This window comes from Glycomyces endophyticus (genome assembly GCF_039531525.1).
In the GTDB taxonomy this organism is placed as follows: domain Bacteria; phylum Actinomycetota; class Actinomycetes; order Mycobacteriales; family Micromonosporaceae; genus Glycomyces; species Glycomyces endophyticus.
On the sequence record NZ_BAAAQF010000004.1, the window covers coordinates 570,099 to 585,709 of the forward strand.

14 protein-coding genes are annotated in these 15,611 nt (G+C 72.2%); 3 read left to right on the forward strand and 11 right to left on the reverse strand.

Translation table 11 applies throughout. From position 1 onward, the window contains the following. Positions 1–22: 22 nt before the first annotated feature. Positions 23–3,574 carry a chromosome segregation protein SMC gene (smc, locus tag ABD419_RS05740; RefSeq protein ID WP_344482949.1) on the reverse strand — a complete coding sequence of 1,184 codons (3,552 nt, stop codon included), beginning with the start codon at positions 3,572–3,574 and terminating at the stop codon, positions 23–25. A gap of 197 nt (positions 3,575–3,771) precedes the next feature. Then, on the reverse strand, positions 3,772–3,960 hold the full coding sequence (locus ABD419_RS05745; protein WP_344482952.1) for a hypothetical protein: 189 nt from the start codon (positions 3,958–3,960) through the stop codon (positions 3,772–3,774). A gap of 351 nt (positions 3,961–4,311) precedes the next feature. On the opposite strand from ABD419_RS05745, the gene ABD419_RS05750 reads away from it, so the two are divergent. The 3 genes from ABD419_RS05750 (at position 4,312) to mutM (ending at position 6,707) form a co-directional block, all read left to right on the forward strand. Next, complete coding sequence (locus ABD419_RS05750; protein ID WP_344482955.1) at positions 4,312–5,046, forward strand: CAP domain-containing protein; 735 nt, start codon at positions 4,312–4,314, stop codon at positions 5,044–5,046. A gap of 180 nt (positions 5,047–5,226) precedes the next feature. After that, complete coding sequence (locus tag ABD419_RS05755; RefSeq protein ID WP_344483460.1) at positions 5,227–5,850, forward strand: helix-turn-helix transcriptional regulator; 624 nt, start codon at positions 5,227–5,229, stop codon at positions 5,848–5,850. A gap of 26 nt (positions 5,851–5,876) precedes the next feature. Beyond that, positions 5,877–6,707, forward strand: coding sequence for a bifunctional DNA-formamidopyrimidine glycosylase/DNA-(apurinic or apyrimidinic site) lyase (gene mutM, locus ABD419_RS05760; protein WP_344482958.1), 831 nt, complete (start codon positions 5,877–5,879; stop codon positions 6,705–6,707). A gap of 235 nt (positions 6,708–6,942) precedes the next feature. Here mutM and rnc read toward each other — a convergent pair whose 3' ends face one another. From rnc to ABD419_RS05805, 9 genes are all read right to left on the reverse strand, one after another. Then, a complete protein-coding gene (rnc, locus tag ABD419_RS05765) occupies positions 6,943–7,659 on the reverse strand; it encodes a ribonuclease III (RefSeq protein ID WP_344482961.1) in 717 nt (238 codons plus the stop codon). Between the two features lie 12 nt (positions 7,660–7,671). Then, positions 7,672–7,845 carry a 50S ribosomal protein L32 gene (rpmF, locus tag ABD419_RS05770; protein ID WP_344482964.1) on the reverse strand — a complete coding sequence of 58 codons (174 nt, stop codon included), beginning with the start codon at positions 7,843–7,845 and terminating at the stop codon, positions 7,672–7,674. Between the two features lie 27 nt (positions 7,846–7,872). Next, a complete protein-coding gene (locus tag ABD419_RS05775; protein WP_344482967.1) occupies positions 7,873–8,442 on the reverse strand; it encodes a YceD family protein in 570 nt (189 codons plus the stop codon). A 268-nt stretch (positions 8,443–8,710) separates the two neighbouring features. Further along, complete coding sequence (locus ABD419_RS05780) at positions 8,711–9,223, reverse strand: hypothetical protein (RefSeq protein ID WP_344483463.1); 513 nt, start codon at positions 9,221–9,223, stop codon at positions 8,711–8,713. Between the two features lie 62 nt (positions 9,224–9,285). Next, positions 9,286–9,777: a pantetheine-phosphate adenylyltransferase gene (gene coaD / locus ABD419_RS05785; RefSeq protein WP_344482970.1), complete on the reverse strand. Its 492-nt coding sequence runs from the start codon at positions 9,775–9,777 to the stop codon at positions 9,286–9,288. Further along, positions 9,774–10,331, reverse strand: coding sequence for a 16S rRNA (guanine(966)-N(2))-methyltransferase RsmD (gene rsmD, locus ABD419_RS05790; RefSeq protein ID WP_344482973.1), 558 nt, complete (start codon positions 10,329–10,331; stop codon positions 9,774–9,776). The genes coaD and rsmD overlap by 4 nt, the downstream gene beginning before the upstream one ends. 31 nt (positions 10,332–10,362) lie before the next feature. Further along, a complete protein-coding gene (recG, locus tag ABD419_RS05795; RefSeq protein WP_344482976.1) occupies positions 10,363–12,543 on the reverse strand; it encodes an ATP-dependent DNA helicase RecG in 2,181 nt (726 codons plus the stop codon). Continuing rightward, positions 12,540–14,126 (reverse strand): DAK2 domain-containing protein, encoded by a 1,587-nt coding sequence (locus tag ABD419_RS05800; RefSeq protein ID WP_344482979.1) that lies wholly within the window; start codon positions 14,124–14,126, stop codon positions 12,540–12,542. The genes recG and ABD419_RS05800 overlap by 4 nt, the downstream gene beginning before the upstream one ends. A 68-nt stretch (positions 14,127–14,194) precedes the next feature. After that, positions 14,195–15,361 carry a hypothetical protein gene (locus ABD419_RS05805; RefSeq protein WP_344482982.1) on the reverse strand — a complete coding sequence of 389 codons (1,167 nt, stop codon included), beginning with the start codon at positions 15,359–15,361 and terminating at the stop codon, positions 14,195–14,197. Positions 15,362–15,611: the final 250 nt, after the last annotated feature.

The following is a 15,611-nucleotide window of genomic DNA, read 5'->3' on the forward strand; positions in this document are numbered from 1 at the left end:
CAACCACTGTACTGGGAGGCCCTCACTCCTCTTCGCGGGAGAACTTCTGGCTGATGACCTGCGTGACACCGGCGCGCATGGTGACGCCGTACAGGGCGTCGCCGATCTCCATCGTGCGCTTCTGGTGGGTGATGATGAGCAGCTGCGAGTTCTCCTGGAGGCGGCGCAGCAGGTCGAGCAGGCGCCCCAGGTTCACGTCGTCGAGCGCCGCCTCGACCTCGTCCATCAGGTAGAACGGGCTGGGGCGGGCGCGGAAGATCGCGACCAGCAGCGCCAGCGCGGTCAGGGACCGCTCGCCGCCGGACAGCAGCGAGAGCCGCTTGACCTTCTTGCCGGGCGGGCGGGCCTCGACCTCGACGCCGGTGCGGAGCAGGTCGTCGGGGTCGGTGAGCAGGATGCGGCCCTCGCCGCCGGGGAAGACGGTCTGGAAGACGCTCTCGAACTCGCGGGCGGTGTCGGCGAAGGCCTCGGCGAACACCTGCTGGATGCGGTCGTCGACCTCCTTCACGACGGTGGTGAGGTCGGCGCGGGTCCGCTTGACGTCCTCCAGCTGCTCGCTGAGGAACTTGTAGCGCTCTTCGAGGGCCGCGAACTCCTCCAGGGCGAGCGGGTTGACCTTGCCGAGGAGCTTGAGCTCGCGCTCGCCGCGGGCGGCGCGCTTCTCCATGAGGGGCCGGTCGAAGTCGTACGGCAGCGGCTCGGGCCGGCCCTTCTCGGCCGCGGCGGCGATCTCGTCGCTGCTGGGCGGGACGGGCTGGTCGGGGCCGTACTCGGCGATCAGGGTCTCGATGTCGACGCCGAACTCGGCGCCGGCCTTCTCCTCGAGCGCCTCGATGCGCAGGCGCTGCTCGGCGCGGGCGACCTCGTCGCGGTGCGCGGCGGAGGTGATGCGGTCGAGCTCGGCGGCGGTGGCGGCGGCGCGGGTGCGGAGGTCGGCGAGGGCGGCCTCGCGGCGGGCCTGCTCGGTGGCGATGGCGTCGCGTTCGATGGCGGCCGCTTCGAGGGAGTCGGTGAGCTGGACGCCGGCTTCCTCGGCGGCCTCGGCGGCGAGGGCCGCGACGGCGGCGACGCGGGCGCGGGCGGCGCGGCGGGCCTCGGCCCGGGCGCGGGAGGCGCGCTCGGACTGGGCCTGGCGGGCGAGCGCTTCGGCGCGGTCGGCGCGCGCGGAGGCGCGCTCCTCGGCGGTGCGCACGGAGAGGCGGGTCTCCATCTCGTTCTGGCGGGCGGCGTCGAGCTCGCGGGAGAGGAGGTCGCGCTCGTCGGTGGAGGGCTCCTCGATCTCGGGGAGGGACTCGAGCTCGTCGAGCTGCGCTTCGAGGCCTTCGAGGCCGGCGGAGTCGGCCTCGCGGGCGGTCTGGGCGCGGTCCTTGGCCTGGGCGAGGCGGGCGACCTCGGCTTCGGCGCCGCGGGCGGCGGCGCCGAGTTCGGCGAGGCGGCGGGCGACGACGCTGTGGGCGGCCTGGGCCTGGCGCTGGGCGGTGCGGACGGCCTCGGCGGCGGTCTCGGCCTCGGCGTGGGCGTCGCGGGCGCACTCGAGCTGCTCGCGGAGCTGGGCGGCGAGGGCCTCGGCGGCGATCTTCCGGTCGCGGGCCTCGTCGACGGCGGCCTGGATCTCGATGTAGGACTGGGCCTTCGCGGAGCCGCCGTGCGCGGTCGCGGCGCCGAGGACGTCGCCGTCGCGGGTGACGGCGGTGAGCCCGGGGTGGGCCTCGACGATGGCGCGGGCGGCGGGGAGGTCGTCGGCGACGACCATGCCGGCGAGGACGGCGCGGACGGAGGCGGCGAGTTCGGCAGGTGCGGAGACGGTGTCGGCGACGGCCTGGAGGCCGGCCGGGACGTCGACGCGGGCCTCCCCGTTCGGGCTGCGGCCCATGAGGAACGCGGCCTGGCCGCCGTCCTCGTCGCGCAGGAGCTGGATGGCCTGGGCGGCGGTCGCGGGGCCGGTGACGGCGATGGCGTCGGCGAGGCGGCCCAGCGCGGCGGCGAGGACGGCCTCGTAGCCGGGCCGGACGGTGAGAAGCGCGGCGACGGAGCCGAGGACGCCTGGGACGGCGTCGGCGCGGGCGAGGAGGGCGGCGGCGCCGTCCTTGCGGCGCAGGCCGACGGCGAGGGCCTCCTCGCGGGCGGCCCACTGGGAGGCTTCGCGGTCGGCGTCGCGCTCGGCCCCCTGGAGGCGGTCGAGTTCGGCCTTGGCGGCGGCAGTGCGGGCCTTGGCCTCGGCGATGGCGTCGTCGTACTCGGAGTCGGCCTCGACGGCCTCGTTCTCGGCCTCGGCTTCGGCGTGCGCCTCGGCGGCGGCCTCGGCTCGCTCGCGGGCCTCGGCGAGGGCGACGGCGGCGCGTTCGAGTTCTTCGGCCGCGGCGGCGGTGCGGGACTTGAGGGAGTCGACGCGGCCGCGGAGCGTGGCGAGCGCCTCGCGGCGCTCGGCGGCGGCCTTGACGGCGCCGACGATCCGCTGCTCGGCGTCGCTGAGCGCGGTCTCGGTCTCCTCGCGGGCCTCGACGGCGGCGGCGAGGCGCTCGGAGTCCTCGGCGATGCCCTCGCGGAGCTCGATCTCCTGCTCGCGGATGCGCTGGGCCTCGGTCTCGAGGACCTCGGGGTCGCGTCCGGCGCGGTCGTCCTGCTCCTCGGAGAGGTAGCGGCGGCGCTCGGCGGCGAGCTGGGCGGTGGAGCGGAGGCGCTCGGCGACGGCCTGGAGGCGGTACCAGGTCTCCTGGAGGCGGGCGAGGCGCGGCTTGTCGGCGGTGTGCGCGGCCTCCACTTCGCCCACTCGGGCGGCGAGGCGCTCGTGCTCGTCGGCGAGGACTTCACGGCGCTCGTTGAGGGCCTCCTCGTCGGCGAGGTCCTTGGCGATGTTGGTGCGCAGGCCGGCGAGGTCGTCGGCGAGGAGGCGCAGGCGGGCCTCGCGCAGGTCCATCTGGATGGTCTGGGCGCGGCGGGCGAGCTCGGCCTGGCGGCCGAGCGGCTTGAGCTGGCGGCGCAGCTCGTGGGTGAGGTCGGAGAGGCGGTCGAGGTTGCCCTGCATGCCCTCGAGCTTGCGGAGGGCCTTCTCCTTGCGCTTGCGGTGCTTGAGGACGCCCGCGGCCTCCTCGATGAAGGCGCGGCGGTCCTCGGGGCGGGCGTGGAGGTAGGAGTCGAGTTTGCCCTGGCCGACGAGGACGTGCATCTCGCGGCCGATGCCGGCGTCGGAGAGGAGGTCCTGGACGTCGAGGAGGCGGCAGCGGTCGCCGTTGATCTCGTACTCGCCCTCGCCGGAGCGGAACATGCGGCGGGTGATCGAGACTTCGGAGTAGTCGATGGGGATGGCGCCGTCGGAGTTGTCGATGGTGAGGGTGACCTCGGCGCGGCCGAGCGCGGGGCGGCCGGTGGTGCCGGCGAAGATGACGTCCTCCATCTTGCCGCCGCGCAGCGACTTCGCGCCCTGCTCGCCGAGGACCCAGGCGATGGCGTCGACGACATTGGACTTGCCGGAGCCGTTGGGACCGACCACGCAGGTGATCCCGGGCTCGAAGCGCAGGGTGGTGGCCGAGGCGAAGGACTTGAATCCCTTCAGCGTGAGGCTCTTCAGGTGCAACGGTCGCTCCGGCTGTCGGCGTCGGCGGGGTACGGGACCGTCCCAGCGTACAAGGCCGGTGTGACGGGATTGGGGAGATCGAAGGCCGCAAAGGGGACGAACCGGTAGGAGCGGCCGAAGGTTCCGGGCCCGGACACGACAATGCGCGCCCGCTGCTGGCAGCTGGCGCGCCTATCTTCTATTGTGCGAGTGACGGTCTAGGTCAACGCGGGCTCGTGCAGCCGCATCAGCTCCTCGACATGATCGCGATCGATCTCGTCTTCACGGGACCGGAGCTCGGCAAGCTCGGTCTCGAGGTTGCGTACTCGCGCGCGTAGCTGGACCACTTCCTCGAGCAGGCGCTTGTTGGGAGCCTGGCCGATGTGGCCGTAGAGGGCTTTCGCCATAGTTTCTCCTTGCGATCACGTCGTCTGGTGGCGTTGGCGTACGCACCAAAATGACGTCGCATTTGCTGAGTGAATTTTTTTAGCCGCCGGGGCCGATTGCCCCTTGCCGGACCAGTGGAGCACGGCTCGTGAACACTGGCCGCCACCCACTATCTTCCGCCTTTCCGGCGGTCTTCGTCAAGCTTTGCACATGCTTTGCCCTCGGGATTCGACGGGGGTCACACCTGCGGGGGGCGATTCGTAGGGGCTCGCTCACAGTGTGCTCAGTGCGCGGCGCGCGGGAACCTGGTAGGGTCCCCGGAAACACGAATTACCCCCGTGTATCTCACCCCGCGACGGAGCCGTACCCCCATGCGAAGACTCCAGGGCGGGCGTCACCGCGACCCCGCCGAGAGCACGCGCCGGATGTTCATCGCCATCCTGGCGTCGTTCGTCCTCGCGGCAGGCGCCACCTCACTGTGGGCGGTCGGATCGCCACTGGACGGCACCGGCGTCGCCGCCGACGATCCGACGAACGGCGCCGCGTCCTCCCAGGAGGCCGAGGAGAGCCCCACCGTCTCGCCGCTGGCGGACCTCGAGGAGGCCGAGATCCTCCCGCAGGACGCCGAGGAGGAGCCGACCACCGAGGCGGCCGAGGCGACCACGACCGCCGCGGAGGACGAGGACGACGGCGGCTCCGGCGGCGGGGACGACGGCGGAGACGACGTCCCGTACGCGGACGCCGAGTCAGAGATCCTCGGGATCGTCAACGACCGGCGCGGCGAGAACGGCTGCGGCGACCTGGCCCGCGACTCGCGGCTCGACACCGCCGCGCGCCTCCACGCCGAGGACATGGCCGTCAACGACTACTTCGACCACACCTCGCAGGACGGCCGCAGCCCGACCGACCGCGCGAACGCCCAGGGCTACGAGGGCGGCGTCGGCGAGAACATCGCCTACGGCTACCCGGACGCCGAGGCGGTCATGGAGGGGTGGATGAACTCCGAAGGGCACCGGGCGAACATCCTCAACTGCGACTACGACGTGATCGGGATCGGCGCCTACGACCGCGACGGCACCATCTACTGGGTGCAGATGTTCGGTTAGCCGCCTCGGGTTCTGCATTATCGCAGGTGAGCGGCGCTTCTACCTCGTACTGTCGTCCATCCGACTCAACGCTGGACTGGACGATTACCAACAGTCATGCTGGGGTGGCCGCCTGAAGGGCGCGCATCTGGGGAGGCGACCGAAGAACACCCGAAGGATGAGGTGCCAACCGTGCGTGTCATGCTGTACGACCCGAATCAGGTCTTCTCCGCCAGCATCCGACCCCTGCTCCACCGCCGCGGCGACCTCCCTGTCGAGGCCCGCAGCGCCAAGGCGCTCGCCGCCGCGGACGCGCAGGTCGACTGCTGCCTGGTCGCCCTCGAAGCGGTCTCCCGGAACCGGGTCCTGACCGACTGCAAGCGGCCGGTCTTCCTCATCACCGACCGCGAGGACGGGTCGGTACTCCGCAAGGCCGTCTCCGTCTCGGCGGCCGGCATCGCGAACACCCACATTCTGCCGAGCGAACTGCTCCGGGCCATCGACGCCGGACTCGCGAGCCCGCCGTACTACGACCCGCAGCTGCTGCGCGCCGCGCTCCAGCCGGCGCCGCTCCTCGGCGACCAGGACGCGCTCGAACTCGCGCACCACCTGACGCCCCGGGAGGACGACGTCCTGCGCCGCATCGTCCGCGGCGAGCCGACCAGCCACATGGCCGACCAGATGGGCGTCTCGGTCTCCACCGTCCGGTCGCACGTGCAGAACGTCCTCGGGAAGCTCGGCGTCAACTCGCGGCTCGCCGCGATCGCGTTCGCCATCAACTACGGCATCGACACCGTCAGGGAGAAGCACCCGCAGCTGAGTTGAGCGGAGCTCGCGGGCATACTTGCACCGTGCCAGAACTCCCCGAAGTCGAGACGGTCCGCCGCGGGGTCGACGCGGCCTTCCGCGGCGGACGCATCAGCGCCGTCGAGGTCTACAACCCGCGGACCGTGCGCCGCCACGTCCCCGGTATCGCCGACTTCCAGGCGAGCCTGAAGGGCCTGGAGATCACCGGGACCGGCCGGCGCGGCAAGTTCATGTGGCTCGCCCTCGACGACGGCCGCGCCCTCATCTGCCACCTCGGCATGAGCGGGCAGCTGCACGTGGTCACCGACGGCCGCGAGGCCCACAAGCACCTGCGCGGGCGGATGACGTTCGTCGACGCCCGCGAGCTGTGGTTCATCGACCAGCGGACCTTCGGGTACTGGCAGCTCTCCGACATGGAGGACGGCGTGCCCGCGTCCGTCGGCCACATCGCCCCCGACGTCTTCGAGGCCGCCTTCGACGCCTCGCTGAGCGCCGACCGGCTCCTCAAGCGCCGCATCGAGGTCAAGAAGGCCCTGCTCGACCAGGGCTGGATCAGCGGCGTCGGGAACATCTACGCCGACGAGGCCCTGTGGCGCGCCCGCCTCCGCGGCCGCCGCACCGGCGACTCGCTCACCCGCCGCAAGGCCCTCGAACTCCTCGGCCACGTCGCCGACGTCCTCACCGAGTCCCTCGCGGTCGGCGGGACCTCCTTCGACGAGCTGTACGTCGACGCCCGCGGCGAGGCCGGGTACTTCGCCCGCGAACTCGCCGTCTACGGCCGGGCCGGCCAGCCGTGCCGGCGCTGCGGCACCGCGATCGTCCGCGAGGTCATCGGCGACCGCTCGGCCCACTACTGCCCGAAGTGTCAGAAGTAGCACGTACGCTTCGGAGTTCCCGCGCCGTCACGGTTGAGTCTCACCACTCGTTCAGGTGACACGACCGCCTCGAGCCCTGGTTCTTGTCGGACCCCCGCGGAAGGATGGCAGCCATGCTTCCCCGGGTGGGTGGGGGTTAGGGATGGACGTCCCCACCCACCCCACAGCTCATGGACGAACGCGAAAGGCGGGAACCGGAGATCCGGTTCCCGCCTTATCGCTGACGTCGTAATTCCTACCGCTGCTTGACGCCGAGGCGCTCCGACAGGACCTGCCAGGCGAGCTTCGCGGCGATCTGCTCGGCGTCCTTCTTGGAACCGCCGGAGCCCTCGCCGAACTCCTCGCCCGCGACCACGGCCCAGGCCGTGAACTGCTTGGCGTGGTCGGGGCCCGACTCGGTGATCCGGTACTCGGGCACGCCGAGGCCGGAGTCGGCGGTGAGCTCCTGGAGGCTGGTCTTCCAGTCCAGGGCCGCGCCCTGACCGGCCGCGGCCTCCATGAGCGGGTCGAAGAAGTGGTGCACCACGCGCTTGGCGGTCTCCACCCCGTACTGGAGGTAGACCGCACCGAGCAGCGCCTCCACCGCGTCCGCCAGGATCGAGTTCTTGCCGCGACCGCCCGAGGTCTCCTCGCCCTTGCCGAGCAGGAGGTGCGGGCCGATGCCGCCGTCGCCCATGCGCCGCGCCACCCCGGCCAGCGCCTTCATGTTCACCACCGACGCGCGCAGGCGCGCGAGCTGCCCTTCGGGCAGGTTCGGGTGGTTCCGGTAGAGCGCGGTGGTCACCACGAGGCTGAGCACGGAGTCCCCGAGGAACTCCAGCCGCTCGTTCGTGGGCAGCCCGCCGTGCTCGTACGCGTACGACCGGTGGGTCAGGGCGAGACGCAGCAGTTCGGGGTCCACGTCGTCGACCCCGAACACCGCTTCGAAATGTTGTACTGCCTTGTCGCCCATACGAGGGAGGACTTAGGCCTCGAGGACCTGGCGGCCCTTGTACGTGCCGCACACCTCGCAGACCTGGTGGCCGCGCTTCTGGGCGTGGCACTGCGGGCACTCGACCAGCTGGATCGGCGTCGCCTTCCACTGCGACCGACGGTGCCGGGTGTTGCTGCGCGACATACGACGCTTCGGAACAGCCACTTCAGAACTCCATACTTATTCGCTGTGCTATTTCGATTCGCCGTCGGTGTCGGCGAGTCGAAGCTTGTCCAAGCCCGCCCAACGGGGGTCCACGGTCTCGTGAACGTGGTCGTCGGGCAGTTCGTCCCAGGGGACGCCGCAATCGGCGCACAGCCCCGGGCAGTCAGGTCGGCACAGCGGGGTGACCGGCATCGCCAGCACCAGCGCGTCCCGAACCGCGGGCTCCAGATCGAGCAGGTCGCCACTGAGCCGCAGTACTTCATCGGCGTCGGTGGTCGCTTCGGTGACGGAGCCTTCATAAGCGTACAGCTCCTGCACCTGGACCCTGAGCGCGTCCTGCACGGGTGCGAGGCACCTCGCACACTCGCCCTCCGCGACCGCCTCGACATCGCCGTCGGCGAGGACGCCCTCGCTGACCGCGGTCAGGTGGACGTCGAGGTCGAGCGGGGCGGACTCGGGGACGGCGTACCCCGGAAGACCGAGCCCGGCGGGTGCCGGGACCTCGAGCGCGACGTGCATCGTCGTGCCCGAGCTGCGCCCGAGCTCCGCGGTGTCGAACACCAGCGGCGCGGCGGGATCAGGAGCGGTCGTCGTCATGGGAGTACTGCGGTCCTTCGGTCAGGGAGATGCGCCTCGATCGAGGCCGACCGGTAATGCTACCTGAGCCCCGGCACCGGTCCCAACCCAGGCCGGAGCCGAGTGGGGACGTGATCTCGGCGATACCCCGCCGGGCCGCGGGCCCGGAATGTCGGACCCGCGAGCGAGGCTGGGCGCCTACCCTTTCCCTCCCACCCGGGAGCGGCCTGCCCGCGACCGCGCCGCCGGGCCCCGCGGCCGGCCTGAGCCGCGCCCGCAGTCGCCGCCGCTACAGCTGCGGAAGCGGCTTCTCGTCCTCGAACTGCTCCTGCTGCGCGGGCGCGAAGCTGCCGATCTCGCGCAGCGTGTGCATCTTGTCGCGGCCGCGCTCGACGCCCGAGAGGGCGCGGTGCAGGAACTGCTCGAAGTTGGCGAGCGTGGTGTCGACGTACTCGTCGACCTCGTCGCGCAGGCGCTGGGCCTCGCCGCGGGCCTCCGCGATGATGCGGTTGCCCTCGTGCTCGGCCGAGACCGTGATCTCGTGCCGGGAGACCAGGCGCGCGTGCTCGGACTCCCCTTCGGCGATGATCCGCTCGGCCTCGCGCTCGCCGGCGTTGATGATGCTGTCGCGCTCTTGGAGCATGGCCTCGGCCCGGCGCAGGTCGCCGGGGAGTTCGTTCTGGAGCTCTTCGAGCATGGCGATCATCTCGGCCCGGTCGACTTTGCAGGCGCGGGACATGGGGACGGCCTTGGCCTGCTCCACGTAGGCGATGATCTCTTCGATCCGGTCGAGCGCACCCACCGATTTGCTCCCGTCGATGTCTGTCATGGGGACATTGTCCCGTATGAGGGTGGATAGTGCGGCTATTCCTGCCGCAAGCGCTCGATCAGTCGCGATTGGACGATCTCGGGCACGTGCGAGGAGACGTCGCCGCCCCATTTCGTGACGTCCTTGACCATCGAGGACGACAGAAACGAGTACAGGGGGTTGGTCGGGATGAACACCGTCTCTATACCCGCCAGCCCGTAGTTCATCTGGGCCATCTGTAGTTCGTAGTCGAAGTCGGAGGCCGCGCGGACGCCTCGGACGAGCACTCCGGCGCCGTGCTTCTGGCAGAAGTCGACCACCAGGCCTTGGAAGGACGCCACACGCACGTTCGGCATGTCCGCGGTGGTCTCCTTGAGGAGCTCCACCCGTTCCTCGACGCTGAAGAGCGCGTTCTTGGAGGCGTTGTGGAAGACCGCGACCCAGAGTTCATCGTACAGCTGGGCGGCGCGTCCGAAGATGTCGAGATGACCGTACGTCACCGGATCGAATGACCCGGAGCAGGCGGCGATTCGGGGTTCAGGTTTCACAGGGCGTGACCGTAGCAAAGAGCCGTGGTTCCGTAACGCCGGACGCGGTCTTCTGCGATCTTCGGCGGCCACGGGACGCTCGCGTCCTTGCCGCCGCGCTCGACGACCACGTCGGCGTCCGGTGCGAGCCAACCGTGTTCGACCAGGGCTTCGAGCACGCCCGCGACCGCCGCGTCGGTGACCGCGTAGGGCGGGTCGGCGAAGACGATGTCGTAGGGCTCGGCCGGGGCGTTCTGGAGGGCCTTCTCGACGGGGGCGCAGATCACGTCGCCGCCGGCGACGCCGAGATCGGCGAGGTTGCGGCGGAGGAGCTTCGCGGTGAGCGCGTGCGACTCGACGAACAGGGCCGCGGAGGCGCCTCGCGAGAGCGCCTCGATGCCGACCGCGCCGGAGCCGGCGTACAGGTCGGCGAAGCGGAGCCCGTCGAGGTCGCCGCCGGGCGCGAGCGAGTTGAACAGCGCTTCGCGGACCCGGTCCGAGGTCGGCCGGGTGCGGTCCCCCGGCGGCGTGGCGAGGCGGCGGCCCTTGAGGCTGCCGGCGATGATTCTGGTCATTTGAGCCCCAGTCTAGACCGCCCCGGCCGGATCAGCCCTTCTCGAGGAACTCCCCCCGGTCCTGCGCGAGGTCGTCGACGAGCGCCGCGAACTCGGGGAACGCCTTGAGCTCGGGGTCGGCCTCGACGAGCGCCGTCGCCTCGGTGCGGGACGCGGCGATGATGTCGGCGTCCTTCAGCAGCGACAGCAGCTTGACGTGGGACTTCATGCCGGACTGGGCCGCGCCGAGGACGTCGCCCTCGCGGCGCTGCTCCAGGTCGAGCTCGGCCAGCGCGAACCCGTCGGTGGTGGAGGCGACGGCGTCGAGTCGCTCGCGCGAGGGCGAGCCCTCGAACGCCTCCGAGACGAGCAGGCACAGGCCGGGGTGGGTGCCGCGGCCGACGCGGCCGCGGAGCTGGTGGAGCTGGGAGATGCCGAAGCGCTCGGCGTCGAGGACGACCATCACGGTGGCGTTGGGGACGTTGACGCCGACCTCGATGACGGTGGTGGCGACGAGGACGTCGATCTCCCCCGCGGCGTAGGCACGCATGACGCGGTCCTTCTCGTCGGGGTCGAGGCGGCCGTGGAGGAGGCCGAGGCGCAGGCCGCTGAGCTGGTTGGCGCGCAGCTCCTCGACGACGTCGGTGACGGCGAGCGGCGGGCGCTTGTCGCTCGCGCCGGCGTCGTCGGTCTCGTCGCCGCCGACGCGGGGGCAGACGACGTAGGCCTGGCGCCCGGCGGCGACCTCTTCGCGGACGCGGGTCCAGGTGCGCTGCATCCAGCGGTTGTCGGTGTAGGGCACGACGTGCGTGGCGATGGGGCTGCGGCCGGCCGGGAGCTCGGTGAGGCGGCTGGTCTCCAGGTCGCCGTAGACGGTCATCGCGACGGTGCGCGGGATCGGGGTGGCCGTCATGACGAGGGTGTGCGGCGGCTTCTTCGCCTTGGCGCGCAGGGCGTCGCGCTGCTCGACGCCGAAGCGGTGCTGCTCGTCGACGACGACGAGGCCGAGGTCGGCGAAGTCGACGCCGTCGTACAGGAGCGCGTGGGTGCCGATGACGATCCCGGCGGCGCCGGTCCTGACGGCGTCGAGGACGGGGCGGCGCTGCGCGGCGGTGGCCGAGCCGGTGAGGAGCACGACCTGGGTGGCCTCGGTCGGGGCGCCGAGCTGGCCGCCGTTCGCGAGGTCGCCGAGCATCTCGGCGATGGACCGGTGGTGCTGGGCGGCGAGGACCTCGGTGGGGGCCAGGAGCGCGGCCTGGCCGCCGTGGGCGACGACCTGGAGCATCGCGCGGAGGGCGACGAGGGTCTTGCCGGAGCCGACGTCGCCTTGGAGGAGCCGGTGCATGGGGTGCTCGCGGGCGAGCTCGGCGGCGATCTCGGCGCCGACCTCCTGCTGGCCCCGGGTGAGCGCGAACGGGAGCCGCGCGTCGAAGGCGTCGAGGATCGCGCCGCCCTCGGGGTACGGGTCGGCGGCCTCGCCCGCGGACTCGGCCTTGCGGCGGACCAGGACGGTCTGCATGACCAGGGCCTCTTGCCATTTGAGGCGCTTCTTCGCCGCGCCGAGGTACTCGTGGGACTCGGGGCGGTGGATCTGGTGGAGCGCGGTCCCGTAGTCGAGGAGGCCGAGGCGCTCGCGCAGGGGCGCGGGGAGCGGGTCGGGCGGGCTGGGGACGAGGCCGAGGACGGTGTGGACGGCCTTGGCGACGTTCCAGGTGGGCAGTTCGGCGGTGGCCGGGTAGACGGGGATGAGGGTCCCGGCGAACTCCTCGATGGCGCCGGAGGGGTCGGAGGCGTCCTCGGCGAGGAGCTGGTACTGCGGCGAGTTCAGCTGGAGGCGGCCGCGGAACTGAGCGACCTTGCCGGCGAACAGGCCCCAGCGGCCGGCGACGAGCTCCTTCGCGCGCCAGCCCTGGTTGAAGAACGTGAGGGTGAGGGTCTTCCCGCCTTCGTCGGCGACGATGACCTCGAGGAGGTCCCCGCGGCCGCGGCCGCGGCCCTTGCCGGGGCGGGGCGTGAAGGTCTTCTTCACGGCGGCGCGGACCTGGGCGGCGACGGTGACGTCGTCGCCGATCGCGAGCGACCCGAGGTCGGTGCGGTCGCCGCGCTGGGCGTAGCGGAACGGATAGTGGCCGAGGAGGTCCCCGGCGGTGTCGAGTCCCAGTCCGTCGGCGAGGGCCTCGGCGGTCTTCTTGCCCAGGACCTCGCGCAGTCGGGTCTCCAGCCCCACGGTCATTCGGCTCCGATCAGCAGCAGCGGCTCGTCGTCTCCGGCGGGCAACTGCTGGATCTCCACGGTCGGCCACGCCTCGCGCACATGATGACTCAGGGCTGTGACAGTTTCCGGGTCCGACCCGTTCCCGGGCAGGACGGTGAGGAGTTCGGCCCCGGTCTCGCAGAGCCGGTCGGCGACGATCCGGGCCGCCTCGGCGGGGGTGTCGTGGACGCCGAGGTCGGCCCCGCCGACGACGGCCGCGAACCCCTCGGTCTCGTCGCGGACCTCCGCGGTGCGGCAGGAGCCGGCCGCTTCGGCCATCGCGGTGACGTCGTCGTCGAAGTGCCGGTCGGGGTCGTGGACGGCGACCGCGGCGAGGCTCTGCACGACCGCGCCGGTGGCGACGACGGTGACGCGGAAGTCCTCGCGGCGGGTGAGCTGCGCGGCCCGGCGGGCGGTGCGGGCGGCGTCCAAGGTGTCGGCGAGGACGACCGCACTGCGGGACCCGTCGTCGCGCGCGGCGGCCAGCTCGTCGGCGACGGTGTCCGCGGTGGCGGTCCGCACGCCCTCGCCGGAGAGGAGCTCCCGGACGGTCGCGGCGGCGGTGACGACCACGACGGCCCGCTGCCGCGGCTCGGGCGCCGGGTGGGCGTGCTGGGCGCCGTCGTCGAAGCGGGTCACGGAGATCCGGTGGACCCGGCCGCGCTCGATCCCGGCCTCGATGGCCGCGCCGATGTCGTTGACGTGCACGTGGACGTTGAACGTGGTGACGTCGCGGGCGGCCCGGGAGCCGATGATGACGACGGAGTCGCCGAGGTCAGTGAGCCGGTGGCGCAGGTCAGACGCGGCGGCGGCGTTCGATTCGAGCAGGTACTGGACCTCGTATCCGTACGCCTCGGAGCCGGTCTCGCGCGGGACCTGCTCGGCCTCCTCGACGGCGCGCACCCGGTGGCGCTCCAGGAGGTCGCGGGCGCCCGTGGGGACAGAACCGGTGAGCGTCTCGACGAGGGCCTCCAGGAGCAGCGCGAGCGCGAGCCCCCCGGCGTCCACGACGCCCGCGCGGGCCAGCGCGGGCAGCTGTCCGGGGGTCGCGGCCACGGCCTCGGCGGCGCCTTCTGCGGCGGCTCGGGCCGCGGAGACGAGTCCGAACGGCGCGGCCTTCCCGGCCGCGGAGGCGGCCGCCTCGGCGACGGTGAGGATCGTCCCGGCCATGGGGACCGCCACGGCCCCCGTGGCCGCGTCGGTGGCCGACCGCAGGCCCGCCGCGAAGCCCTTCGCGTCCACGGCGTCGGCGTTCCAGGCGTCGGCGAGGCCGCGGAGCATCTGCGCGAGGATCACCCCGGAGTTCCCCCGCGCCGACAGCAGCGCCCGCCCGGCGGCCTCGTCGAGCAGCGCCTCGAGCTCGAGCCCGGGGGTGCCGCCCTGGAAGGCGGCCTGGAGGGTCGCGACCATGTTCGTCGCGGTGTCGGAGTCGGCTACGGGGAACACGTTCAGCTCGTCGACGCCGCGCCGGTGCCGGGTCAACGAATCGATGCCGCGCGCGGCCCACTCGCGCATGATGTCCGCGTCGAGGGCCTGGCGTCCGGTCTCAGGGATTTCCACCACGGGCCATGAGGATACGCCTCCGGGGCGGTGCGCGGAAGCGCAAGCCGCCCCGGATCGGGTCGTTCGGGTCAGAGCTCGCCGAAGCGCAGCGACTTGCTTGCGGTCTCCAGGGCCTCGGCTGAGTCGGCGCTCGCGGTGCCGACGAAGGCCTCGAAGCCGCCGTCGACTTGGACGATCGCGGCGATGACGGTGAGGTCTCCGGAGGTGTAGGAGTGGAATCGGGCGTCGCGCCCGTCGACCCAGTAGGCCTGCGTGGTGATCTCGCCGTCGGGCGCGCCCAGCTGCGCGCCGAGGAGCGCCGTGAACGCCGTGTCGGCGTCGGCGATGGCCGCGTCCGCGCCGCCCACCTGGGCGGCGTCGAGGATGCCGATGTACACGGTGCCGCTGCCGTCCTCGGCCGCGACTCCCACCGAGTCGCTGAACATCGCGGGGGGCTCGGCGGCGGCGGCCCACGAGGCCACGGCGCCGCTGGCGAAGAACTTGAGGGTGCCGGGACCGGCGACGAGCGCCGGCTCGGCCGGAGCGGGCGACTCGATCGTGCCGGTGTCGTCGTCGCTCGGCGAGTCACCGCCCGGGTTGAACAGGATGAAGCCGCCGACGCCGAGCGCCGCGGCGATCACCACGATGCCGACGAGCAGGAGCCACATCGGGCCCTTGCCGCCCTTCTTCTTGCGCTTGATGGTGTCGGGCGTGCCCCACGGCTGCGACCCGCCACCGCCGCCGGAGACCGGCACGAGTTGGCCGCCCTGGGGGCCGAACTGGCCCCCGCCGAACGGCGGCTGGCCGTAAGGGGGCTGCTGGCCGTACTGGGGCTGCGACTGGCCGTAGACCGGGCTCGACACCGGCATCCCCGAGGTCGGGATCGACGACACCGGCGGCATCCCCGAGACCGGCATTCCGGAGACAGGCACCCCGCCGCCGCCTCCGAACGGGTCGGCCGCGGGCATCTGCTGCGGCATCGGCTGAGGGGACATCTGCGGCTGGTCGAAGGGGGAGATCGGGACGCCCGGGGGCGGGCCGTACTGCGGCGGCGACTGGTGGCCGGGGCCGCCGACGTACTTCACGGTCCCGTCCGCCTCGACCGGGCCCGGCTGCTGCTGGCTCATCCCCGACATCCGCTGGCTCTCGGGCGACCACGGCGGCGGTTCCTCCGGCGGCTGCTCGTTGGGGCGGTACACCGGGGGCTGTTGCGGGGACTGCCATCCGTCGGCAGGCTGCTGCGGGGTGTTGCTCATGTTCGACTCACCAAAGAAGCTATGGGCATCGGCACATCATCTGTATGCGGCCAGCCTACGGGATTACCGCCCATCCTAGAGTCACCGACGGTAGCGGACCGCGGCAGCCGCCACAGTACAGAGCAGTGGAACGACGTCCTCGAAGGACGCGCCGCGAGGGCTGTGGCGCAGGTCCCCTGACCTGGATGGGCGGGGGTTCTCCGGGTCCGTTAGAATTGCCGGGTTGCCCGCCTTCAGGCGGGTCGAATGA

What these genes read in the sequence shown, in the direction of transcription:
- ABD419_RS05805 (WP_344482982.1), bottom strand. Translation starts at nt 15,361, where the DNA reads ATGAGCAACACCCCGCAGCAGCCTGCCGACGGATGGCAGTCCCCGCAA.
- ABD419_RS05775 (WP_344482967.1), bottom strand. Translation starts at nt 8,442, where the DNA reads ATGACGACGACCGCTCCTGATCCCGCCGCGCCGCTGGTGTTCGACACC.
- ABD419_RS05755 (WP_344483460.1), top strand. Translation starts at nt 5,227, where the DNA reads ATGCTGTACGACCCGAATCAGGTCTTCTCCGCCAGCATCCGACCCCTG.
- rsmD (WP_344482973.1), bottom strand. Translation starts at nt 10,331, where the DNA reads ATGACCAGAATCATCGCCGGCAGCCTCAAGGGCCGCCGCCTCGCCACG.
- ABD419_RS05750 (WP_344482955.1), top strand. Translation starts at nt 4,312, where the DNA reads ATGCGAAGACTCCAGGGCGGGCGTCACCGCGACCCCGCCGAGAGCACG.
- recG (WP_344482976.1), bottom strand. Translation starts at nt 12,543, where the DNA reads ATGACCGTGGGGCTGGAGACCCGACTGCGCGAGGTCCTGGGCAAGAAG.
- rnc (WP_344482961.1), bottom strand. Translation starts at nt 7,659, where the DNA reads ATGGGCGACAAGGCAGTACAACATTTCGAAGCGGTGTTCGGGGTCGAC.
- ABD419_RS05745 (WP_344482952.1), bottom strand. Translation starts at nt 3,960, where the DNA reads ATGGCGAAAGCCCTCTACGGCCACATCGGCCAGGCTCCCAACAAGCGC.